Source organism: Pseudoalteromonas rhizosphaerae, assembly GCF_028885455.1.
Taxonomy (GTDB): Bacteria; Pseudomonadota; Gammaproteobacteria; order Enterobacterales; family Alteromonadaceae; genus Pseudoalteromonas; species Pseudoalteromonas rhizosphaerae.
In genome coordinates this window covers 3263930-3288060 of sequence record NZ_CP118496.1, presented here as the reverse complement: position 1 = coordinate 3288060, position 24131 = coordinate 3263930, and the positions used below count along the sequence as shown (strand labels likewise).

The following is a 24131-nucleotide window of genomic DNA, read 5'->3' as shown; positions in this document are numbered from 1 at the left end:
AATGTTGGAATCAATTTTACGCTTTTCAATAAAGCGCAAATTCCTTGTGATGGTGATGGTACTTGCTGTTTCAGGGCTTGGTATCTGGAACTTTACCAAACTACCCATTGATGCTGTACCAGATATCACCAATGTTCAAGTAATGATCAATACTGAGGCGGCTGGTTTTACACCTTTGGAAGTTGAGCAAAGAGTAACCTTTCCGTTAGAAACTGCGTTATCAGGTTTACCGGGCTTAACCTATACGCGTTCGGTTTCTCGCTACGGTTTATCGCAAGTGGTAGCGATATTTAGCGATGATACGGATATCTATTTTGCCCGTCAGCTAGTCAATGAACGTTTGTCTGCGGCACGAGCTGAGTTGCCTCAAAGCTTAGAGCCTCAACTTGGGCCAATAGCTACAGGTCTTGGTGAAATCTTTATGTTCACGGTTGATGCTGAGCCTGATGCAACACATGCTGATGGCACGCCTATTACACCAATGGATTTACGAACCGTACATGACTGGACCATAAGACCACAGTTAATGCGTGTACCCGGTGTTGTAGAGGTGAACCCTATAGGCGGATTTGAACGGGAGGTTTTAGTCGCCTTTAAACCTGAAAAGCTACTTGCTTTTGGACTATCACAAGCCGATGTGGTTAATGCCATCGCACAAAACAATCAAAATCAAGGCGCAGGCTTTATAGAGCAAAATGGCGCACAGTGGTTATTAAGGCTGCCCGGTCAGGTTACTGATATGACTGCCATTGGTAATATTCCGCTTAAGTCGCTTGATGGTTCATCAATTTATATAAAAGACGTAGCCGATATTGAAAACGGTAAAGGGCTAAGAACTGGTGCTGCTACACAAAATGGTCGTGAAGTGGTGATGAGTACGGTGTTCATGCTTATTGGCGAAAACAGCCGCACCGTTGCCCATGCCGTGGGAGAAAAGCTCAAAGAAATTAACGCCACTTTACCAGAAGGGATTGTCGCAACCGCTGTTTATGACCGCACTAAATTAGTTGATAAAACCTTAAAAACCGTACAGCTCAACCTAATTGAAGGGGCCATTTTGGTTATTGTTGTGCTCTTTGTACTACTAGGCAATTTCAGGGCTGCATTTTTAACCGCATTAGTGATCCCATTTGCCATGTTGATGACAGTAACAGGTATGGTGCATACAAGGGTGAGTGCAAACTTGATGAGTTTGGGGGCGTTAGATTTTGGTTTGTTAGTCGATGGTGCCATTATTATCGTAGAAAATTGTCTCCGCAGGCTAAGTCAGGCTGGAAATAACCCGTTATCGCTAAAAGAACGCTTAGAGTTAGTGTTCGAAGCAACAAGAGAAGTGATACGTCCCGCATTATTTGGTGTATTTATTATCACCGTAGTTTATCTGCCTATCTTCGCTCTTGAAGGCGTAGAAGGTAAGATGTTCCATCCAATGGCGATCACTGTAGTTATTGCATTACTGAGTGCTATGTTGCTTTCGGTAACCTTCGTACCAGCAATGGTTGCCTTACTATTTAAAAAGCCAGTAAAAGAAAAGCACAGTCCACTTATTCGTGGCGCTGCGGTCCTTTATAAACCTGCTTTGAAATGGGTATTGAAAGCACGTTGGTTAGTGATAATTGCGGCATCACTTTTAGTTATATTTTCTGGCTATCAAGCGACTAAGTTAGGTAGTGAATTTGCGCCTAATCTGGATGAAGGTGATATTGCCATGCACGCCTTACGTATTCCCGGTACGTCACTATCTCAGGCTGTAGCACTTCAGGAATCGTTAGAAGATAAAATTAAGCAAATGCCAGAAGTTGAACGTGTCTTTGCTAAGATAGGCACGGCAGATGTGGCAACCGATGCGGTTCCACCAAGTGTTGCAGATAACTTTATTATCTTAAAGCCTCGTGAATTATGGCCTAATCCAGACAAAACTAAAGCACAAATCGTAGAAGAATTGGCCGCACTTGTTGAGCCGATTCCGGGCAACCGCTATGAGTTCTTACAGCCCATTCAAATGCGTTTTAATGAGCTATTAGCTGGGGTTAGAGCCGAGCTTGCCATTAAAGTATTTGGTGATGATTTTGAAACTTTAACCGCATTAGGTGATGAGATAGAAGGTGCTATTTCGCAAGTTGATAACATTGCAGACATTCAAGTCGAGCAAACAACGGGATTACCACTGCTTAACTTAGTACCAAAGCGTGAAAAATTGATGCAGTTTGGTATTAGTATTAGCCAAGTGCAATCTCAAGTGGCAACTGCGATGGGTGGTACTGTCGCAGGTAAGTTTTATCAAGGCGATGTGCGCTCTGATATTGTAGTACGCCTAGCAGAATCAAAACGAAATAATATTGATGAACTTCCTTATTTACCGATTATGTTGGCTGACGGTCATTCAGTGCCACTGCAAGAACTTGTTGAAATTGAGCTTGTATCTGGTGCTAACCAAATTAACCGCGAAAATGGTAAGCGTAGGGTTGTGGTTACTGCCAATGTTCGCGGAAGAGATTTAGGAAGTTTTGTTGCGGATATCCAAACTGCAATTAATGAAAGTGTTGAAATTCCGGCTGGTTACTGGGTGGAATATGGCGGCACCTACCAAAAACTGCAATCCGCTTCTGAGCGACTGAGTATTGTTGTACCAGTCACCTTAATTATGATTGTCGGATTGTTGATACTAGCGCTTAGCTCATTTAAAGATGCAATGATCATCTTCACAGGTGTTCCATTAGCATTAACAGGTGGTATAGCTGCTCTATTGTTACGTGATATTCCGTTCTCAATTTCGGCAGCCGTTGGTTTTATTGCCTTATCGGGCATAGCAATTCTAAATGGACTGGTTATGGTGTCGTTCATTAGAGAGTTACGTAAAAATGGATTGGCACTTGATAAAGCAATATTTGACGGTGCACTTACTCGACTTCGCCCTGTATTAACAACCGCCTTGGTCGCATCATTAGGTTTTATTCCGATGGCTTTAAATACAGGGATTGGCTCAGAGGTTCAGCGACCTCTCGCAACAGTAGTCATTGGTGGCATTATTTCGTCAACGATTTTGACTCTGTTTGTCATTCCTGCCTTATACAGAATTTTACACAAAGAAAAGGAGTCTATTTTGACTGATGTTGAAGTATTGGAGTCTCAAGATGCCAAATAATATGATTAAAGCGTTAACCTATTTGGCAGTTGCGTTGCTGGCACTTGTTAGCATTGAAGCCTTTGCTCACGGTGTTGATGATAAAACCAGAGCGTTTTTGGAACAGAATACAGGTGTTCAGTTTATTCCATTCCTATACATAGGCGCTAAACATATGATAACGGGATATGACCACTTATTGTTTTTAGTGGGTGTTATCTTCTTTTTATATCGTAGCCGTGACGTACTGTTGTACGTCACCATGTTTACTATTGGACATAGTACAACTCTGTTATTTGGTGTGTTAAGTGACATACAGGTCAACGCTTATTTAATTGATGCCATTATCGGTTTTTCCGTAATTTACAAGGGCTTCGATAATCTAGGTGGCTTTAAGCGTTGTTTTAATTGGCAGCCTAATACCCAATGGGCGGTGCTGATTTTTGGTCTATTTCATGGCTTTGGTTTAGCTACCAAATTACAAGAATTTAGCCTAGCTGATGAAGGTCTTATTACCAACCTGATTGCCTTTAACTTAGGTGTTGAACTTGGTCAATTTGCTGCGCTCGCACTTATTTTGATCATGATAAATGCATGGAGAAAACTGCCGTCATTTCAACGTTTTTCGACAGTCACGAATACTGCACTAATGAGTGCTGGTGTGATGTTGATGGGCTTACAACTTACTGGTTACTTTACTATTTAATCGATTTTTAACTTATAGAAATACAGAAATAAAAGAGAATTTTATGCAACATACAGTTAGTACCAAAACACTCGTTAAAGCGAGTATTTCAGCAGTCGTTGTCGCGGCTATTGCACTGGTTACCTTTATCTTACCAGCAGAGTACAACATCGATCCGACAGGTATTGGCAACAAGTTAGGTTTAACAGCACTTGCACAAGCGGCTGAAATGGAAACAACGTCATTAGAGACAACTAAAGGCACGGATGAGTTTCAAACAATAGAAGTGACAGTCCCTGCGGGACGCGGCATCGAATATAAATTTTATATGAAGCAGCATGAAAAAATGACTTATGAATGGTTAACCGATGGTGCTCCATTGTACTTCGATTTACATGGTGAGCCTGAAGGTGACACAACGGGATATTTTGAAAGCTATGCTATTGCTACAACTAATGAAATGAAAGGCAGTTATACCACCCCATTTGCAGGCTCTCATGGTTGGTACTGGAAAAACAAATCAGATAAACCAGTGTCAGTACAGCTACTGGTTAAAGGGCAATACGAAGTTATTGGCCTTAAACAATAACGAATTTAACTTTACGAATTTCATACCAAATGGAGACTAAAATGAACAAACTAATATCAATCGTTGCGCTTTGTGGTGCCTTGCTAACTAGTAATGTACAGGCACATGGAGATCATGGTGTCATCAGCGGTCAGAAAGCTGTTATCATCGCTGCAACACATATTCAAAAAATGACGTTTAAAGACGCTGGTTTTGAAGTCGGTAAGTTAGATGAGTCATGGAAAAATATTGATAAGTCGCAACTTTCGATTGCTAGCGTTGAAGACAATTTCTATGTAGTTAGTGCATCTAATGCTAGCAACGAAGATAAGCTTTACTTCCAAATTGCAAAAAACGGTCAAGTTATATCGGTTAAAGATAAAAACGACTTTTAACAAAATAAGAAGGCACCTTTTGATAGAAGCAAGAGGTGCCTTTGTTTTGTACCAAGTCCGCTTTTGGCATAGAACCACTGGTCGGCTTTAACTCATTTCTGTCCAAAAATGCGCTAGAGTGGCCGTCTGCTTCGCTCTTTGCCGAAGTTCAGCTAAGTTCCATAAGCAGCGCCCAAATAAGGGGAAAAATAGTTTGTGAAAATAAGCGACGAAGAAACAAAAACCAACTGCTTTTTGTTCTGTTAATTGCTTGTATGGTTTATTTTGTGCGTTCAAGAATTTCTTTTAGATTTTCTAAAGAAAGCATCGGTTTAGCTCGATGTAATATTCGATGACAATTTGAACAGACCACTGCTAAATCAGACAACTCTGTCTTAATTACACCATCACACTTATGCAAAGGTATCAAATGATGAATTTCACAAAATTCTTTACCTGCTTCACCATAAACATCAAAGAAATCAAAATCACAAGCCTCACATTTCAAAAATCCATTTTCAGCTAGGACTATATTTCGCTTTTTCTTAATAACACTTGAATCACGTTCACGGGCTATATGAGCTCTTAAACGAGGATTCCCTTCAACTCCAAAAGCTTCTTCGTCTATATCTGGAGTTTCATCAACCTCTGTAATCCCGTTAATTAAATTTTTTACTTTTGTTACATGAACTAAACTATCAGGGGAATCTGCGTACCAAACATTACTTTGACCAACGCCTCCTTTTACTGCCCTAGGAATCAATAATGTACGCTTTTCTATAGGTAATAAAACTGTATTTTCCCATAATGCTTTTACACGATATGTATCAACACCATTAAGACTCTGCTCTTTTGATGGCTGTAGTAATTTTTGTTTGTCTCTGTAAACAGTCGCATCTTTATACCAACCGATCACAGCAGTCCCACCAGTTTCAGGGCCAGCTAACCAAACAACGGTTACTCCTTCAATGTATGACGATTTTTTATCCGCTCCAAGCCTTTCAATTTTTATTTGACCTGTTGGTTGTACGTAACCAAATACGGTTCCATCAACATTGGAAAAATTGCAAACCTCATGGCCAATCTCTGTTTTGTTATAAGCCCCGCCTCGCTGAATATTGTCACCATCGATGCCTTCATATCGCTGCATCCAACCTATATTACAAAACAGAATTGTCATATTTACCCTTAAACCTAACACCCGCATAATCAGCGGAACGTGTTGGACGCTTTTTTGCGTCATTTTCTTTCTAAGCAAAAAATCGGACGATGTGTGATGTCAGATCTAATACGCTTGTTAAGTTACTAGTACTCTACTTTTTGCAAACGACGCTGAGCAGTGTCTTTGTAGAAACTATCAGTATCACCCGCTTTTGTGATAATGGTATTCAACCACAAACGAGTATTTCCCCAGTCTTTTTGACTCCAATAAGCTTGTGCAATTTGATAGCGGAAAGCTTGTAACGTAGAAGCTTTTGGAAATTGCGTTTCAAGTTCCTTAAAAGCTTTTAGAACCTGAGGCATGTATGTAGCAAAATCTTTTTCAACACCAAATTTAGAACCATATTATTTTGCCCCAAAACGGCGTTTAATAATGTTAACGACCAAAATTGTGCTCCTACTCAAGAAGTAGGAATAAATTTAACTTTTTCAATGACCGGTTATCGCTCACAGCCGAACTTCGCAATTGTGAAGCTGACTGTTGTACTAACTCGTTTCTGCCCCAAAGTAAGTTAGCGGGCACCGTCTAGCAAACTATGGGAAGTCCACTTAGCTTAACTTTACCAGTGTTCGATTATCGCTCTATGCTGAACGGTCGTTAGTAACGTCCTGTTATATTTTTACTTTATGCGCCGTACTTTGGCTGATGTTCCCGCGACATGCATCACATTACCACTACCTGGGTTATAAATGAGAACTTCAGGTCGATGAGCATATTTATACTTATATTTATAGTGAGATTGTTGCCAGATCTGTCCATTTTGTAACTGATAAGATGTATCACCTTCCCAACCTTTGAAATCTCCATTTATTCTACTTTTAATGACACCGTCTATTTGACGAATCGAGACAATTTCGTTTTGACCATCAACCTGAAGATAAAGCCTGCCATTACGCCGAAGAATATGCACCTGAGGACAATAAGAATAGTAATACCAGTACCTATATTCATCTTGAACCCAGCATGTCCCATCCATTAATTGAAATAAAACCTCATCATCAAAACCTTCAAACTCCCCATCAACTTGAGAAGAATGTACAATCTCATACCCTTGCATGATATCTCCTTAAAAATAGTACCCCTCTAGAATTGCGAGTATTTAATTTATTTGTTATTGCTGCATTAACCTTAGCCGAGTTCCTATTTTGATTCAATCGGTGACTGGGTTTTACATAAAATACGATACCAACTTTTCAAACTTACTAAATTAGATATAGTAAGTTTGAAAATCTAAGAGAAATTTAACCTAACCCTCTTTATATAGTAGTTTACTTAGAGCAGTAGTGAAACCACGGGGAAATATCTCAATATTATTTTCTATAGTTTTAACTTGACCAGCTTTTGTTGAAACCCAGTCATTGTTATACATACACTCTTCAGATATAGCATAATTAAGTGCGTTAATTTCTGATTCTGTTAATTCTTTTATTTCATTAGCTTGTGATGAATCAACCTCTGTAGAAGGACTAAATGTACGCCTATCTATAACAATGTTTGCATGTTGTTTAAGTAAGTTAACTTCTTTTCTATATCGATTCCTTTCAGCAATGATTTGGCCAAATAAAGCTCTAACCGCTGGGTCTGTAATGCGTTGAAGTAGAATATTATCAGCTGGTAAAGCGTGTTTATATGTGTTTTCGGGGTTAGGTATTGGAACTTTACCTTTGCTTTTCTGAGCCCAAGCTTCAATAAGAGAGCGATAATGCCTATTTCTTGTAGCCCTCAATGCTTCATAAGCTGGGCCACCATTTTCTTTAGAATAACGACCAATCTGAGTTATTGAAAAGTTATTATTTCCTGTAGCCGAATATAAGCTTAATATCTCGTTAAGTTTCTGTAGGTTCTTTTGAGTTCTAGGTTCTTTACCATCTTTTAAGTCAGCTAAAATGATTTCAATATTTATATTCATTAGCTATCCAAGCTCGATGGTAATACTAGCTTGTTCAAATTTATTACATTATCAGTAATCACCGATATACCAGCCGATAAAAGTTTATTATTAACAAGGTATTCTTCAGCATCTATATGGCTTGCCACTTTTCGATAGCCTTCTAGTTTATCCTTAGGGTCAGCAATCATTGCCATTTTTCTCATCATCGCATTTGCTGCTATTAATTGTTGATTTTCATCCATTTCCATAAAAACCGGTTCAAAGCCACTTTTCATAAGTACGCGGCTTAATTCCATTGAACGTTTTTGAATAGCAGGTGTTTTTCTTAGCTCATCTCTGAGATCAGGGTAAAACTCTGCATCTTCACATAATAGTGATAAATGTAATAATTCAGATTTTGTTTCAATAAACCTAAGGGCTTTAGTAACGTCTCTTTCTTCACCAACGGCAATTAATTTATCCTGTTTATCACCTTCAAGTCGTGTTTCTTCAATGCGAATAATTTTATTAATAAGCTCAAAACAAGCCATCCAGTCTTTTGTGTATTCATCAGCTTCTACTTTTTGCTTTTCGTATCGACGTTGAAGGACTTGAAGTGAATTATGCTTAATAAATGGTTTACCTTGCTCCTCAGCAAAAAAAATCTCATCTTTCAGATGATCTAATTCACCCTCAATTTCAATGAATAATTTAGCTGCTTGGTGAGCTTTATAACTGAGTTGATTAAATTGCGCATTAAGGGCTGGTAAGTAACGAGCTTCAGAAATAAACCATCTACACCTTATACAATTTTCAGGCCCATGAGGTACAGCTGAATAAACGCGATTTTGGGCATAAATCGCATCAGTTAGCTCTTCCCCCCCATTCCAACAACCGCCTAAAGAACCAGATTCATTGGATTTGACAGTATTACCGCCAACTAAACATAAACCTGTAGCTCTTTCCTCCCATCCTATTGGTGCACGGTTTACTAATGCAGCCTCGATACTATCGCCTTTATGGTATGACATTTTCAATTGTATTTGTTCAAACGAAGCATCTTTTAAAAAACTCTTCACGCTTTGTATAGAGCTTTCTTCCAACTCTAATTCAGCCTCATCCATTTTTTGAGCAAAAACAGAGGGCGTAATTTTATTATAATATATCGTCATCAGTAATCTGCTATGCCCTGCGAGCATTTTAGAAATGACAGCAATAGGAAGCTGTGTATCCATAGTATATGCTGTAATCAGAGATACACGAAGACTATGGAGAGGAAAGTAGGTGTAGGTCATGGTAGTTAAAAGGGTCCCAGGAGGACATTCATAGACTAACTTCAATTTTTCGCCATTATCTAGAGTATCTCCATTTTGCTCTAGATTATCTTCTAGTTTTAGTAATAGTTGATACCAAAGACGGTTTATAGCTTTTGGATATGTAGGTTTAAATTTATCGTCTCCCGATGCTGAAGCGTCTCTGAAGAGGAAAGAAATATCCCCCATACTTCTTAATTGAGCTTCAGATTTTTTTTGATCAGATGTATGTTTATTTTTTAAAGTAGTACAATCTGTAGGGTTTAGAATTGGGTTATATTTTTCCTGCCAATTGCGCAATTTTTCTAACCAATATAAGACTTCTTCATTTTGCCAAGGAATAGTGTAGCCCCGTTCGAGTTCTTCTTTATTATTATCAGCTGACTTGTTTGTATTTATGTATAGAGCTGTTGAATAGGAGGCTGAAATTGAATCGTAGACTCGGCGAAAAACACCTTTGCTAAATGGGCGTTTTTCATTGCCGAGACTAAAGCCATGCTTTTCATTAAGTTTCCATTGCTGATTTTCATATCTCCAAGTGTCTGCTTCCCCACTATCAAGCATATTAATTTGATAGGTACGTAATGGTAAATGAAGTTTTACAAACAGTATCATATGTCTAACTGGAGACCAGATCTGGAAGATTTCCTTTTTCTTCTTTATCTGGCTTCGCCAGACACAATCGGGATCTGACTTGTCTATAAATTCTTCATCTACTTCGTACCAATCACTTTTTTGTATATTATGAGACCAAGTCCAATCACTAAAATTTCGGTAGTGAAAAAGTGGCTTTAACTTTTCATTTAAGGCTAGATTTTTCTCAATATTTTTTAGTTCTTGTTTGCTCGGAAGTGGGCAGATAATCTGGCGCAAATCTTGAATATAACGGTACGGTAGAGGGTTTCGAACAGTTTCGGTAATAGAACGGGCTAACTTTATTTTTTTTATAGGGTTAACAACAGTTGGGATCAGAATACCATTATCATTTCTTTCAGATAGATGAGATTTTATAACAAAATCAATAAAGTCGCATGGCACATTAACAGACTTTTGGATTGCTGCTGGTTGATTGACTTTTAGCCTGATGATTTTCTCAAACTCTTCGGAGGAACATTTATGACCATTAAAGCCACTAAAAAAAAGCTTTATATCAACAGCATATGGTACCTTTTGATAAAGATAAGTTTCAAAGAAACGCGTCAGAGCCACTTGCTTTGGACCAACACCAGTTTGCTGTGTTTCCATCCACTCTGAAGCTAATTTTTGCCAGTTCTCCCATTCAGGACCAAACGTAGTTAACATCCAACTGAAGGTCGTATCAGACGCACGGCTATCTCTTTTTTTTACATCTATTTTATTATTCATTTTAAACTTCTAAATTTAGGCTTTTTACCAGTGAAGTAGCCTTGAGGATCGATATCATCAAACCCAGATTGAACGAAATCAACCCAGTCAATAGGTTTAACAACCGATTCCGTATGCGATAACTGGTTAGTAGCTTCTTGGAGTTCATTCGATATGTCTATATGGCTTTTACCAGTATAAGGAACCTGAGATTCTAAGGATTTATGGTGCAGGCACCTTCGGATTAATAGTGGACTAAGTCCAGAACGTTCAAGGCGCCTTCCATAATTATGTCTGTGCCCATGAGGACAAATCCCTTCAGATTTATTTGGTTTTAGCCCTATTCTTTTTAATCCGACAGAGTAATTATAGTTAAAGGCATTAATAGTATAGGGAGAACCTAAACTTGTGTGATGAAAAGATATAAAGGCATATGGATGATAAGAATCTATATTAGCGCGAAACTTTTGATAGTTTCTCCAAAGAGACATAAAAATTTTACCGTAATCGGAAGGGAACCATTGGACTTTTATATAATTATCTTTATGGTCTACTACTCTACTTTTCCATCCTAGAAAATTAGTACCACTCATCTTAATACGTGGAATTCTTGCATAATTTTCTTTTAGATATGCTTCTCTTGTCTGCGTTCCAGACCTGCTCTTCCAGTTATATGGAGCTTTACCATCAATTTCATTATATATTTTCACAATGGCTATATCAGGGTTGTGAGAGTCTTCGAAAACGTCGGTTACCCATAGAGCCATTGCTTCACTTAACCGTAGACCACCTCCATGAATTAACAATAAAACTAATTTATCCCTTAATATTACTCGCGGGTCAGTGGCTCCCCCTAAGCCATGCTTAAAAAATGCTTCCCAGTATTTATCAGGAAATGCAATTGAATCACCATCTATATGGGTTAATGTTGAGCGTCCTTTGATAAATCTGGCTTTACGAATGGTTTTATTAATTGATTTATCTTCTATGTGGCCAAGATAGTCACTCTGATTCTTACGAAACCATGAAGCATAATTTAAACGGTACTCATGAGGAGTAGTATCACGTAAGGGATTCATTGGAGCGTTACCTAACCTCTTAGCCTGCCAATCAGTAAATGCAGTTAATCGATTTATATGTTTATTAACATTAATAGTCGATGAAGGTAACCAATATAAGCCTGATGGATCTAAACCATCTTCCCCTATGGTTCCAGAATATAAGCGTTTAGCAAAAGTTTGAAAAAGAATAGTCGGGTTATGAAATAAGTCCTTATTTGCTTCCATATAATCAAGTAATAGAGATACAACTCTAATAATACTAATCATTGAAGAGTTACTGACTCCGTTAACTTCCTTAAGGAGCAAGTAATCAGTAACAGAAGCTATTTCACCTTCAGCTGTTATTAAAATGGGTATTTGACTTTTTACCCCAGTGTTATCTTCTATTAAAGTGGCTCTAACTTTGACACATGTCAATCTATACTCTCACATACACTATATACATGGTTATTACTATATAACTAGTGTTAAGAAAGTCAAATATATCGATAAATTAGCAACTTAAATACACAATATACACCAAAACAATCACTATATATTATAGATGGTATCGGACTTAGTGATTATTTATTTCAATAATACAGTTTAATTCGAGTATCTTTCTTGAGCTTCATTATCGCTTAGCATAGTATTAAAAATACAATTTAAGCTGTATCACAAGAAGTAAACAATATGGAATTTGTGCGCCCGTTAGAACCAATCCTAATAATTGATGATGTTCAAGATATACGTGACTACTTAAATCAGATCTTAACTGAGTTAGGTTTTGAAGATATTCTTGAAAGCAGAGATTTTGAATCGGCTAAAACGTTGATTGATGAAAAATCCCCGAATGTTATCTTTCTCGATATTGAACTGCCCGATACCGATGGTACAGAAATTCTTGAATACTTAAATGACAATTACCCACATACACATGTTGTCATGTGCTCTGGCCATAACAGCCTCGAAAATGTTCAAAATACTTGGGAACTGGGTGCTAAAGGATTTATTGCAAAACCATTTAATGCTAAAAAAGTTGATACTGTCATGAAACGTCTCGAACTTATTTAATGTAATTTATCAACCTACAAGGTTACTATGCAACAGACCGTACAAGCGATCATTGATGATTTATCTCAGGTTATTTTTGGCAAACAGCAACAAATAAAACTCGCGTTAACCTGCTTATTTAGCCAAGGTCATTTATTAATTGAAGATTTGCCAGGTATGGGTAAAACCACTTTATCGCATGCACTTGCTGCGGTATTAGGTTTATCATATCAACGAGTGCAATTTACCAGTGATTTATTACCCTCAGACATACTGGGCTCAAGTATTTTTAATGCCAATGAGCATAAATTTACTTTTCATAAAGGGCCTATTTTCAGTCAAGTTGTTTTAGCGGACGAAATAAATCGCGCAGGTCCAAAAACACAAAGCGCTTTATTAGAGGCAATGGAAGAAAACCAAGTTACTATGGATGGTGATAAACATGCCCTACCAACACCATTTTTTGTTATAGCAACTCAAAACCCTTTATATCAATCAGGTACTTATCCTTTACCTGAATCTCAATTAGACCGTTTTTTTATGCGTATTAGTTTGGGTTTTCCACCTAAAGAAGCTGAACGTAAACTAATTTTAGGCCAACATAATCGTGATTATGCACACTTACCTGTACGTATTGATACACAACAATTAATTGAAATACAAAATAAAGTAAGTGCTGTTATGTTAAGTGAACTGGTTGTTGATTATATTTTGGCGCTTGTATCTGCTACCCGAAATAACAGCCAATTTGCTAATGCGTTATCTCCACGGGCCAGTATTGCAGTTGGCAAAGCCGCTAAAGCATGGGCGTTTATTGATGGTCGTGACTTTGTTACCCCTGATGATGTACAAACTATTTTTGCTAGTGTTGCCGAACATCGTTTAGGTCTGCAGCATGATGTTAGCTCACAACAGATCAAACAATTAATAAATACTGTTGATGTGCCACTTTAAGGTATGAACAATAAAACAGGAAAGCGCCCTACTTTTTGGTTTCAGTTTAAAGCTAAGGTTTTCAAGCTATTACTAAGAAATAAACATAATACCGAACATCTTACCTTAACGCATAACACAATATATGTTTTGCCATCAAAATTGGGCGTGAGCTTTTTAGTGGTTACTATGCTTAATTTTATATTAGGCATTAATTATCAGAATAATCTGATTTTAGCGATGGCTTATTTAATGCTCGTAGTAATGATATTTTCGCTACTTATGGGTTATAGCAATCTTAAAGGATTAAAAATTGATTATAAAAATCATATAGCTAGCTATGCTCCCTGCTCTGCATTATTAGAGCTGCAACTAAAAACCGAAAAAAACTGTCAATCATTGCAGTTTATTTATGAAAATAAAACCCTCACAACCGTTGATGAAATAACCAGTCAACAGCAAATAGTTAATTTAGATTTAGGATTAAAAGAACGTGGTGAATACCCCTTGCGCCGATTAAAAATAATCAGCAAGTACCCGTTTGGATTAGTATCAGTATGGAGCTATATGCAATTAGCACATACGGTATTTGTCTACCCGCAACAACTCAAACCATTGCATGAAGCTAGTTTGCAAAATAACCACAACACTGATGATGGCCTGCATAAAAACAGCCATGGTAGTGATGAATTTGATGGTTTAAATATTCATCAACCTGGTATGAATATGAAACGAATATCATGGAAACATTACGCAAAAACTCAGCAATTAATGGTAAAAGAGTTTGTAAATTATTCAGCCCAAAGTGTTGTTTTTGATTTTAATCAGTTACAAGGAAATACCGAATCCCGCCTACAACAATTAAGCTATTTAGTAACTCAGGCTTACTCACAAGGCATTAGTTATGGCCTGCAATTAGAAGCAGGACTATACGCGATCAGTGATACCAAAGAACATTGTAAACAGTGTTTAGAAGCACTAAGCCGTTTTGCAAAGGATGAAAATGAAAGTCACTGATAATTTAACCGCGATCAATTTGTCGTTATCTATTGTTTATATTTTAGTGCTGAGTTTTATTTTTACTGAGTTACCTCCTCTATTTAATACATTATTAGCTAGTTTGTGTATTTGGAATCTAGCCGTTACCTTATTGAAAAGAAATAAACCCAATGCCATATTAGCAAATACTTTGGCCGGTTTGAGTCTATTGATCTTGTTTTATGATGTAGGTTTTAGCGATACGGTGACTTTATTTGTTGCGATGCTGATCCTCTCTAGCTTATTTAAATTACTGCAAGCCAATACAAAAAAGCATTATCAAACTATCATTTTGTTAAGTTTTTTTAGTCTCTCAACAGTATATCTATTTTCTCAGAGCTTATTTGCTACGCTAGTAATTAGCATGCTATATATTTTAAATTTTGCGCTTTTAGCGCTGATTGAATCTAAACATAGTTTAAAAATTGCAGCTAAAGACAGCTGCAAACTTTTGTTGCTAGCACTACCTTTAGCGATATTTTTATTATTATTGTTACCGAAACTTCCCGCATTTTGGCAATTACCGGGGCCAAAACTCGCTAAAACCGGTTTGTCAGAAAGTGTTGATCCATTTGATATAGCCAAACTGTCTAATTCAGATGAGTTAGTATTTCGAGCTAAATTTGATCAGCAAAAGCCATCTTCCCCCTATTACTGGCGAGCGATTATACATGATGAGTTTGATGGTAAACGCTGGTTAATATCGGACATTTTAAAAAGCCAGCAAGTAATTGACCAAATCACCTCAGCTGAACGTGGTGAACCATTATATAGTTATCAAATTTTTGCAGAGCCTGGCGCTAAGCCTTGGCTTTATGGTTTACAGTTTGCCGACTCGGCCCATCAAGATGTAAAAACAACCAGCAATGGATTACTACTGCGGAAACGTTTTTTAGCTAATAGTATCAGCTATACAGCCCAGAGTTATGCTTTTAGCTTTGCTGAACTCTCTCGCTCTGCACACTATCAAAACGTGCAGCTTAGTTTAGCTAAAGAGACTAATTTACAGTCGCAGTCTTTAGCTAAACGTCTGTATGAACAACATAATAACGATGATCAGGCTTTTTATTCAGCACTGTATGACTACTTTGCCAATAATAACTTTAGCTATACCTTAACGCCGGACCAAATTACCGGTAACAACACCCTTGACCAGTTTTTATTTGCTAATAAACGTGGTTTTTGTGGCCATTATGCCAGCACAGCTGCATTTATGTTTAGAAGTGTTGGTATTCCTGCCCGCGTTGTTTCGGGGTACTTAGGTGGTGAGTATAATCAACAAAATAGTTATATGAGCGTCTATCAATATGATGCCCATGCATGGGTTGAAGTATTTATAAAAAATAAAGGTTGGCAAATTTTTGATGCAACTGCGGTTGTTTCACCTGAACGATTAAACGGATCTTTATCACAGCACTTGCAGCTGAATAGCGAATTTACAAGCAACTTGAGTTTTGGCTTATTACGATTGAGTAATATTGCTGGTATTAACTGGTTAAGGCTTAAGCTTGAAAATCTTGATTACCAATGGACAAATTGGGTGTTAGGTTTTGACCAGCAAAAGCAATCTTCCCTGCTAAAAGAATTATTCGGTAATAAACAGCTTTGGCAAATTTCACTGATCGTGATAGCAACCGTATGTTTAGCCTTTATTTGTTACTTTGTGTATTTGTCTTGGCCTAAAAAGCCAGAATCGCCAGCGCATTCACTCGCAAAAGACTACCTTACTGTTGTGCGTTGGTGTAATAAGCAAGGTATTTCTGCACCATCAAATCAAACGCCGCTGCAATTTTTAGCATATGCAGCTCAACAGCTGCCTAACAAGCGGACATATATCATGCAATTTGCGCAATTATACTCCGATGTGCGTTATCGCCAGCTAATATTTAGCGCTTATCGTAAAAAACACAGTAAAAATCTGGTAAAATTAATTAAAACAACAACTAAGAGAACTCTATGAATGCAGTCGTAATTGGCGTTATTTTAATGCTTGGCCTTACTTTAGCCCGCGTTAATGTAATTGTTGCTATGACTTTAAGTGCTTTAGTCGCCGGTTTAACCGCCGGACTTAGCTTAAACGATACCCTAAACGCATTTAACGCAGGCCTCTCTGGCGGAGCTGAGATCGCTCTAAGCTATGCAATGCTAGGCGCATTCGCTGTTGCGATTTCAAAATCAGGCTTAACGCGCATTTTAGCTGCAAAACTACTAGCTAAAGTAAATAACAATAGTAGTAATAGCGAAACAAATTTAAGCTATTTTATTTTACTGATAATTTTAGTGTGTGCAATTTCATCGCAGAACCTAGTCCCAGTTCATATAGCTTTTATACCAATTTTGATCCCCCCGCTACTGGTTATATTTAATAAACTAAGGTTAGACCGACGTGCTATTGCCTGTATTTTAACGTTTGGTCTAGCAACCTCATATATGGTTTTACCCTATGGCTTTGGTGGAATTTATTTATACTCGATTTTACATAAAAACTTAGTGGAAAATGGCTTAGATATCATTAATACCCAAGTACCTATGGCGATGATCATTCCTGCCTGTGGCATGTTAGTTGGGTTAATTGTAGCGGTGTTTATCAGTTATAGAAAACGTCGGGATTATCAGCATGATGAACATCAAGAGCACGCAACTAATGTGGTTGTAGAACAACCTAAAAAAGTATTGTTAGTCGGTATTACAGCGGTATTAGCCTCTTTAGCAGCACAAAATGTCAGTGGTTCAATGATTTTAGGTGGCTTAGTTGGGGTGATGATTTTTAGTTTGTTTGGCGTAGTTAAGTGGGAGCAAAATAGCGACGTATTTAGTAAAGGCGTAGCAATGATGGCAATGATTGGATTTATAATGATCTCAGCTCAAGGGTTTGCCTCTGTAATGAAAGCGACAGGCGATGTGACTAGCTTAGTACAAAGCGCCGCTTTGATTATTGATGGCAACAAACCTTTGGCAGCTGCACTAATTTTATTAGTTGGTTTAATGATCACCATGGGGATTGGCAGCTCATTTTCCACAGTGCCAATAATAGCAACCTTGTTTGTGCCACTGTGCTTAGAGCTTAACTTTTCAATGATGGCAACCGCAGCTTTAGTGGGAACCGCAGGTGCTTTAGGCGATGCTGGCTCCCCTGCTTCCGATTCAACCTTAGGACCAACTTCCGGCTTAAACGCTGACGGTCAGCATGATCATATCTGGGATTCAGTTGTGCCTACTTTTATCCACTTTAATATTCCATTGCTAATATTTGGCTGGATAGCCGCTATGGTGCTTTAATACCTTGAATGTGAGTAACCAAGTAGAGAATAGATTAAGCCCCATACTTGGTTACTAAATTATTGTTTTAACGCAGATGCTAAAGATATATAACAGTGCAAATAGTATGATGTGTTCTTTTTATAAAGCAAAGAAAGCACCATAAAAATGCTTTCTTAACTTAACAACTCGGTTTAAAAACCATAAATCATCTTATCGCATACAACAGGCGTAGGTCTGTGATTGTCATCGACCGCAACGAATGTAAAACTCCCAGTAATTGCCGAGTGTTTATCATCCCTGTGCATTGTTTCTAAGAATATTTCAACGTCTACTCTTAAACTTGTATTGCCTACATGCACAACTTTTGAGATCAATTCAGCGAAGGTTCCAGCTGGAATAGCTTCTTTAAAATCAACTCTATCTGATGAAATAGTTACCAATGGTTTACGGCAAAAGCGCGTTGCAGCAATAAATGCAACTTCGTCCATCCATGCCAATGCATCACCACCAAACAAGGTATTGTGGTGATTAGTACGCCCAGGAAATACTGTTTTTGTGACCGAAGTCGTTGAGTCTTTAATACGCTGAGCAATTATTTCTTCACGGTTTACTTGAGTTGTCATGTTCTCTACTTTTGGTTTGCTAATTTATCTAACATCATAAGTGCAGGATCAAGGCGTTCGCCTTTCCAATTAAAACGCCAATCCAGATGAGGGCCAGTTACACGGCCAGTCGCACCAATTTCAGCTATTTTATCACCGCGTTTAATGGTATCCCCTACTTTTACATCAAGCTTACTTAAGTGTATGTAGGTAGACGTGACACTGTGGCCATGATCTAAAATTAAAGTTCCGCCAGAGTAATAAAGGTCGTTATCAGCAAAAACAACGGTACCACTGACAGGCGCATAAACAGGGCTGCCTGTTTTGTTGGCTATATCTAAACCAAAATGTGGCCGACGAGGCTCACCATTAAAATAGCGTTGGCTACCATACACACCCGAAATACGCCCTTGTGCAGGTTTGTAAACTGGATCTAAAAAATACCTAAGCTCAGAGTCAACTTTTCGGGCATTTCTTACTGCCACAGCTTCGCGGCTGATACGTTCACTTACCGCTTTTGGCGGTGACACATACTTACTTGCCACTCCAGTAATTTTATCAATTTTATAATCACGTTTAGTGATCTCAATCGCTTGCTGATGTTTAACACCGTCTGCATCAACCCAGGCTAATTGATGGGTTAATTCAGCATCACGGCCAAAGCCAAATACAAACTCACCTTGTGCGGTGGTTTTTAATGCTTGGCCATTAAAAATAACTGACTTAACCCCATCAATTTGACCAGTCACTAACCCGCCTTGGGTTAAGTGACCTTTTAGCTCAACTGCATCAGCAAAAAAGCTCACAGTAGCAAATAACGAAACGGCTAATAATTTACGCATAACAAATGGACCCTTTGGCCACACCTTCGTATGCTGTGACTTTTACGTCATTGTCAGGATGCTGCGCTTTAACTTGCTCAGCAAGGTAACCTGCAATACATTCAACCGTAGTATCAATGGGTAAAATATCACACCGTTCTTTACTTATTGCCATTTCAAAATAGCCTTGTGCGGCGGTATAGGCAAAACAGAGGTCATGTTCTTTGGCGCTGATGTGCTGTAGCTGCGGCGCTTGAATTTGATCTTCTGCTGTCGCTAAATAAATATCTTGCCATTTATCAGCCCATTGCTTTTGTAAGCGTGGCATTGCCATGCCATCAAGGGCAATACCAATTTGCGAACGGTGACCATGAATAATACGCTGGCAATTACCGTCGTGCTTTTTAAGGCCATGACTATAGTGATAATAAAAACTCTTACTATGCTCTGGCTTTAACTCAATTTCGATTTTATCGATATTGCTTGGTAACTGCGGCATGATTGTAGCAATTAGAAATTCAATAACTGACTGCTCATTAATAACATCAGCATCAATTAAACAAAACGCTTGGTTTGGCGCGCTCATTGCTAAGTGGTGATCATCACCAAAGGTACAATCAAGTGTTGTGTAGTCACCATGGTTTTCAACTTGGCCGTTAATTTGGTTGCCAATGGCCAGCTTGTGATCAATACATTGGTCTATAATGCCTTTGATTTGCTTTTTAACTAAGCCAAAATCAAGCACCATAGACTCTTCATTTAACTTGCCATGCAAGGTTAAATCAACAATCCAGCTCTCGCCAACTGCGCCTCGTTTATTACACAAGTAAGAAAAATCAATTACGGTAAGTGCGTTAACAAAAAGGATCATAAACTTCCTTTATACTGGTTAAAAAATCACGGTAATTATAATGATTTTTGCTAGTAATTGCGCGATTTAATCGTGTAATTAGCATGTTCTTCACCTAAGCGGTGGTATTTCATGCAAATAAATTATTTTTTTAACTGCTCCGAGTTGTTTAGCGTACAAGTGTACGCTAAAGTACGTGGCAATTTCTAAGCGATGAAAAGTGTTATGGAACCTAAAAATAGTTATACAAAAGAAGATTTGATCCTATGTGGTCAAGGTGAAATGTTTGGTGAAGGCAATTGTCGTCTACCAAGTGACAACATGTTAATGATGGATCGTATCATCTCAATCACTGATGACGGTGGAGAGCATGGTAAAGGTGAAATCGTTGCTGAGCTTGATATTAACCCTGATCTTTGGTTTTTTGCTTGTCACTTTAAAGGTGATCCAGTCATGCCAGGTTGTCTTGGTTTAGATGCAATGTGGCAACTGGTTGGCTTTTTCCTTGGTTGGTCTGGTGGTCCTGGTCTTGGCCGTGCGCTAGGTGTAGGTGAAGTTAAATTTACTGGGCAAATTTTACCAACAGCAAAAAAAGTTACCTACCGTTTGACCATGAAGCGCGTTATTAAACGTAAATTATTCATGGGGATGGCTGATGGTACTGTTGAAGTAGATGGCCGCGTTATCTACGAAGCAAAAGATTTAAAAGTTGGTTTATTCCAAGATACTAGCGCGTTTTAATTTTTTATTAAAACCCAGCTACAAAAACGCCGCTGTTTCATAAACAGCGGCGTTTTTGCTTTAATTCAATACTTAAAAATTAGGTTTTATACATATTGCGATTTTCTATCGCTTCGCGCCAACCGCCTAACCACTCTGATTTTGGGTCTACTTGTTGATAAGGGCATAGGTCTTTTGAACGGCCCGCGAGGCCTGCTTTAAAGCCTTGAGAATGAGCTCTTTCTAACCGATCTCTTTTCTGTCTCTTCATAGGTAAATCCTCACCTTTTATATTTATATATTTGTAGTGTTCGTGACATCTACATTTAATGAATAGTTAATAAAACTGTTAAATTCAAATCACAAAAGCAATTAAATAAATTGACTTTAACTAAGCTGCTGATGCAAAAATGAATTAACATATAAAAAAGTAAAGTGGTCGTACCATCTTCTGTGCGACCCATATATGTACAAAAAATTACGACTATCTAATCACTAACACGCAGTTTCCTGCTCTAATTGTGACTGCGGTTTATGGATGAAGTTCCTATAAAAAATGTAATTATGACAAATTTATTTCAACTCATTAATAGTAAAGAAGTTTAATTCTTGAACTCATTTCAGACCACTTTACTGCGGCTTATTCGCACTTAATTAGCCCACATTTCACGTACACTTTTTTAAATTGTTTAATAATTAATCCTTGCATATATAAATACGATCGGTCTAATATGTGTTTATGCTAAAAAACAGTCAAAATCCACCACGACGTGGTCGCCCACCAAAAGTTGCCCGCAGTAATGCCGACACCAAAGCATTACTTATTGCTACGGGGGTAGAAACACTTACCGAGTTTGGCTTCAGTGCCACAGGACTTGATACTATTTTAAAAAAAGTAGGTGTTCCAAAAGGTTCTTTTTACCACTACTTTAATAATAAAGATGCCTACGGGTTAGCTGTTATAGACGCTTACAACGATTACTTTGTTGCTAAACTTATTCGCTATCTAGGGGCAAGCGATATCCCTCCTTTAGAGCGACTAATCAATTTCACCCAAAGTGCAGCAAGGGGTATGCAAAAGTACAATTTTAGTCGCGGTTGTCTAGTCGGTAATTTAAATCAGGAACTAAACCACCTCAGCGATGACTTTAAAAATAAACTATTAACCAGCTACGAGATTTGGCAACAACATGTGCAAGTTTGCCTGGCACAAGCTCAGCAGGAGCGTGTTATTGCAGCCAACGTGAATACCACACAAATGAGTGAATTTTTTTGGATTGGCTGGGAAGGTGCTGTAATGCGTGCCAAGCTAACTAAAAATACTCAGCCACTTATTTTATATACTGAAATGTTTTTACGTGCATTGCTTAGGTAACGGCTTAAGTAATTGCTCTTTTTGCATAACAATTAAAAGACGATCGGTCTAAATGGAGTCCAGATGAACAATCAATTTAAAGCCATTGTTATAAATAATACTGACGATAAGTATACCGCGTCAGTACAAACACTAAATAATAGCGAATTACCCAATCTCCCTGTCAAATTAGATGTGCTTTACAGCACCCTAAATTATAAAGATGGTTTAGCTATCACAGGAAAAGGCCCCGTGGTGCGCTCATTTCCTATGGTGCCGGGTATTGATTTAGTGGGTAAAGTAACAGCCAGTGATTCTAGCGAGTTCGCTATTGATCAGTTGGTATTATTAAATGGCTTTGGTGTTGGCGAAAAATACTGGGGGGGTCTGGCTCAACAAGCCGCTGTTAATGGCGATTGGTTGATCCCACTCCCAACGTCGTTAACACCTAAACAGGCCATGCAAATTGGTACTGCCGGTTACACCGCGATGCTCAGTATTATTGCGCTTGAAAAGCAAGGCATCACTCCCGACTCTGGTGATATTTTAGTTACGGGTGCAAACGGTGGTGTGGGTAGCTTTGCCGTCTATTTACTTAATCTACTAGGTTTTACCGTAGTTGCAGCAACAGGTCGTGTAGATCAAAGCGAACATTTAAAACAACTTGGTGCCTCTGAAGTGATCGACCGAAATGAGCTATCAAATCCAGGTAAGCCATTAGCAAAAGAACGTTTTGCTGCAGCCATTGATTCAGTTGGCAGTCACACCCTTGCTAATATTTGTGCTTCTTTAAAGTATGGCGGTGTAGTTACTGCTTGCGGTTTAGCACAAGGCATGGATTTTCCTGCATCCGTTGCGCCGTTTATTTTGCGTGGTATTTCATTAATCGGCATAGACAGTGTAATGCGTCCAAAGGTCGACCGCATCCAAGCATGGCAACGTCTAGGTGAGCTTGTTGAGCAGAGCTACTTAGATAAAATATCGACTGAAATTAATTTAGAGCAGGTTATTAACGCGGCTGATGAGCTGATGGCCGGAAATATCCGAGGCCGTGTAGTAGTAAATTGCCAACAGTAAAAATAAGTTCTACCAATCGTGTTAAGTTACTAAGTATTTATAGCGACATAGAAATGCAGTAATAACAAGACAGGAATTTTGACATGTCGTTGTTCTACTTGAAAAATTACTGACGTAGTTAGCGCTTCATTTAGCCCGCTAGAATGGTTAAATATTTAACTCAATTGGTATTATTAAAGCTTCTTGTAAAAGAAGCTTTAATTTCTTCGTCATTACACGCCTAAAGCAGCAAGCTTTTCGTTTAATTCGTCTTTTGAAATTAAACTCATTTCATACTGTTTTTTAACTTTACGAATAGTGTCAAAATTATCAAGTTTTAATCGTGCTTTAGCTAATTTCTGTTCTTTTTCTGCTACAGAGATCACATCAAGTTTAACGGCTTTTTCAAGCTTCTCTTTTTCTTGATCGTATTCTTTTTGAAAAATTGCTTTTTCTTGAATGATGATTTGATCTTTTAGCTTTTTCTCAATTTCAATAGCTTCATCTTCAAGCTCAATTTTTTTCTCAAGTAACGGTTCAACACGGTTTAATGCTTCTTGCAAAGCACTTTCGATATTTTGTCCTTGGTTTTCTAGTAAATTTTCTACGTATTTTTTACCAATATCTTGATAACCAATATTTAGCTGCCCTTCTATTGAAGTGATCTCAGAGCGGATCGCCGATAACTTTGAGTTCTCTTTCATTGAGGTGCTCATATCAGAGCTTAGTTTAGACGTTGATTCGCTGATATTTGAACCAATAGTGGTAGCTTGTGTTTTAATTTTATTAAAAAGACCCATGTATATTATTCCTTAAATCTATCATCCAATGTTGTGGCGTCATGCCAATACTTATTAAAGCACACTAATATTACCGATAAACTAAACAAATGTAAATTACACA

General features: G+C 38.0%; 23 protein-coding genes. 12 read left to right on the top strand and 11 right to left on the bottom strand.

Annotated features, from left to right (window positions below; all coding sequences use genetic code 11):
- Position 1 precedes the first annotated feature (1 nt).
- From PVK79_RS14065 to PVK79_RS14050, 4 genes are read left to right on the top strand one after another with little or no spacing between them, the layout of a single operon-like run.
- Entirely contained in the window at positions 2-3145 is a 3144-nt protein-coding gene (locus tag PVK79_RS14065) for an efflux RND transporter permease subunit (RefSeq protein ID WP_028834942.1), read from the top strand.
- Complete coding sequence (locus PVK79_RS14060; protein ID WP_028834943.1) at positions 3135-3830, top strand: HupE/UreJ family protein; 696 nt, start codon at positions 3135-3137, stop codon at positions 3828-3830. Before PVK79_RS14065 ends, PVK79_RS14060 begins: the two co-directional genes overlap by 11 nt.
- A 43-nt stretch (positions 3831-3873) precedes the next feature.
- Positions 3874-4398 (top strand): hypothetical protein, encoded by a 525-nt coding sequence (locus PVK79_RS14055; protein ID WP_128583187.1) that lies wholly within the window; start codon positions 3874-3876, stop codon positions 4396-4398.
- Positions 4399-4439: 41 nt separating this feature from the next.
- A complete protein-coding gene (locus tag PVK79_RS14050; protein WP_028834945.1) occupies positions 4440-4772 on the top strand; it encodes a DUF6488 family protein in 333 nt (110 codons plus the stop codon).
- Positions 4773-5031: 259 nt separating this feature from the next.
- Here the strand turns inward: PVK79_RS14050 and PVK79_RS14045 are convergent, their stop codons facing one another.
- The 6 genes from PVK79_RS14045 to gmtY all read right to left on the bottom strand — a co-directional run bounded on the left by PVK79_RS14045 (position 5032) and on the right by gmtY (position 11978).
- A complete protein-coding gene (locus PVK79_RS14045) occupies positions 5032-5994 on the bottom strand; it encodes an HNH endonuclease (RefSeq protein ID WP_257325992.1) in 963 nt (320 codons plus the stop codon).
- 62 nt (positions 5995-6056) lie between these two features.
- Entirely contained in the window at positions 6057-6275 is a 219-nt protein-coding gene (locus tag PVK79_RS14040; protein WP_257325991.1) for a hypothetical protein, read from the bottom strand.
- Between the two features lie 317 nt (positions 6276-6592).
- A complete protein-coding gene (locus PVK79_RS14035) occupies positions 6593-7030 on the bottom strand; it encodes a hypothetical protein (RefSeq protein WP_257325977.1) in 438 nt (145 codons plus the stop codon).
- A 189-nt stretch (positions 7031-7219) separates the two neighbouring features.
- Entirely contained in the window at positions 7220-7882 is a 663-nt protein-coding gene (gene gmtX, locus PVK79_RS14030; protein WP_257325975.1) for a gamma-mobile-trio protein GmtX, read from the bottom strand.
- A complete protein-coding gene (gene gmtZ, locus PVK79_RS14025; protein WP_257325974.1) occupies positions 7882-10521 on the bottom strand; it encodes a gamma-mobile-trio integrase GmtZ in 2640 nt (879 codons plus the stop codon). Before gmtZ ends, gmtX begins: the two co-directional genes overlap by 1 nt.
- On the bottom strand, positions 10518-11978 hold the full coding sequence (gmtY, locus tag PVK79_RS14020; RefSeq protein ID WP_257325972.1) for a gamma-mobile-trio recombinase GmtY: 1461 nt from the start codon (positions 11976-11978) through the stop codon (positions 10518-10520). Before gmtY ends, gmtZ begins: the two co-directional genes overlap by 4 nt.
- A gap of 255 nt (positions 11979-12233) precedes the next feature.
- Between gmtY and PVK79_RS14015 the strand changes: the two genes are divergently transcribed.
- From PVK79_RS14015 to PVK79_RS13995, 5 genes are all read left to right on the top strand, one after another.
- Positions 12234-12614 (top strand): response regulator, encoded by a 381-nt coding sequence (locus PVK79_RS14015; protein ID WP_145233960.1) that lies wholly within the window; start codon positions 12234-12236, stop codon positions 12612-12614.
- A gap of 27 nt (positions 12615-12641) precedes the next feature.
- Positions 12642-13547, top strand: a complete 906-nt coding sequence (locus PVK79_RS14010; protein WP_257325970.1) for an AAA family ATPase — start codon at positions 12642-12644, stop codon at positions 13545-13547.
- A 168-nt stretch (positions 13548-13715) separates the two neighbouring features.
- Complete coding sequence (locus PVK79_RS14005; protein ID WP_257325969.1) at positions 13716-14543, top strand: DUF58 domain-containing protein; 828 nt, start codon at positions 13716-13718, stop codon at positions 14541-14543.
- The gene (locus PVK79_RS14000) at positions 14530-16524 is read left to right on the top strand and encodes a transglutaminase TgpA family protein (protein WP_257325968.1); all 1995 of its coding nucleotides are present in this window, start codon (positions 14530-14532) and stop codon (positions 16522-16524) included. Before PVK79_RS14005 ends, PVK79_RS14000 begins: the two co-directional genes overlap by 14 nt.
- The gene (locus PVK79_RS13995; protein WP_182740520.1) at positions 16521-17843 is read left to right on the top strand and encodes a Na+/H+ antiporter family protein; all 1323 of its coding nucleotides are present in this window, start codon (positions 16521-16523) and stop codon (positions 17841-17843) included. The genes PVK79_RS14000 and PVK79_RS13995 overlap by 4 nt, the downstream gene beginning before the upstream one ends.
- A gap of 173 nt (positions 17844-18016) precedes the next feature.
- On the opposite strand, the gene PVK79_RS13990 is transcribed toward PVK79_RS13995, so the two are convergent.
- Genes PVK79_RS13990 through PVK79_RS13980 form a run of 3 tightly spaced genes read right to left on the bottom strand, consistent with a single transcriptional unit; the run spans position 18017 to position 20119 of the window.
- The gene (locus PVK79_RS13990; RefSeq protein WP_064666260.1) at positions 18017-18448 is read right to left on the bottom strand and encodes an acyl-CoA thioesterase; all 432 of its coding nucleotides are present in this window, start codon (positions 18446-18448) and stop codon (positions 18017-18019) included.
- 5 nt (positions 18449-18453) lie between these two features.
- Complete coding sequence (locus tag PVK79_RS13985; RefSeq protein ID WP_182759275.1) at positions 18454-19269, bottom strand: M23 family metallopeptidase; 816 nt, start codon at positions 19267-19269, stop codon at positions 18454-18456.
- The gene (locus PVK79_RS13980; protein ID WP_182718840.1) at positions 19262-20119 is read right to left on the bottom strand and encodes a 6-carboxytetrahydropterin synthase; all 858 of its coding nucleotides are present in this window, start codon (positions 20117-20119) and stop codon (positions 19262-19264) included. The genes PVK79_RS13985 and PVK79_RS13980 overlap by 8 nt, the downstream gene beginning before the upstream one ends.
- A gap of 204 nt (positions 20120-20323) precedes the next feature.
- Here PVK79_RS13980 and fabA point away from each other — a divergent pair, with 204 nt between their 5' ends.
- On the top strand, positions 20324-20839 hold the full coding sequence (fabA, locus tag PVK79_RS13975) for a bifunctional 3-hydroxydecanoyl-ACP dehydratase/trans-2-decenoyl-ACP isomerase (protein WP_145233946.1): 516 nt from the start codon (positions 20324-20326) through the stop codon (positions 20837-20839).
- A 79-nt stretch (positions 20840-20918) separates the two neighbouring features.
- On the opposite strand, the gene rmf is transcribed toward fabA, so the two are convergent.
- On the bottom strand, positions 20919-21089 hold the full coding sequence (gene rmf, locus PVK79_RS13970) for a ribosome modulation factor (RefSeq protein WP_016707188.1): 171 nt from the start codon (positions 21087-21089) through the stop codon (positions 20919-20921).
- 468 nt (positions 21090-21557) lie between these two features.
- Between rmf and acuR the strand changes: the two genes are divergently transcribed.
- Together acuR and acuI are read left to right on the top strand one after the other, a co-directional pair.
- Positions 21558-22193, top strand: a complete 636-nt coding sequence (gene acuR, locus PVK79_RS13965; protein WP_257325963.1) for an acrylate utilization transcriptional regulator AcuR — start codon at positions 21558-21560, stop codon at positions 22191-22193.
- Between the two features lie 63 nt (positions 22194-22256).
- Positions 22257-23249 (top strand): acrylyl-CoA reductase (NADPH), encoded by a 993-nt coding sequence (acuI, locus tag PVK79_RS13960; protein WP_182718836.1) that lies wholly within the window; start codon positions 22257-22259, stop codon positions 23247-23249.
- Positions 23250-23461: 212 nt separating this feature from the next.
- Here acuI and PVK79_RS13955 read toward each other — a convergent pair whose 3' ends face one another.
- Entirely contained in the window at positions 23462-24028 is a 567-nt protein-coding gene (locus PVK79_RS13955; RefSeq protein WP_149981103.1) for a hypothetical protein, read from the bottom strand.
- Positions 24029-24131 lie beyond the last annotated feature (103 nt).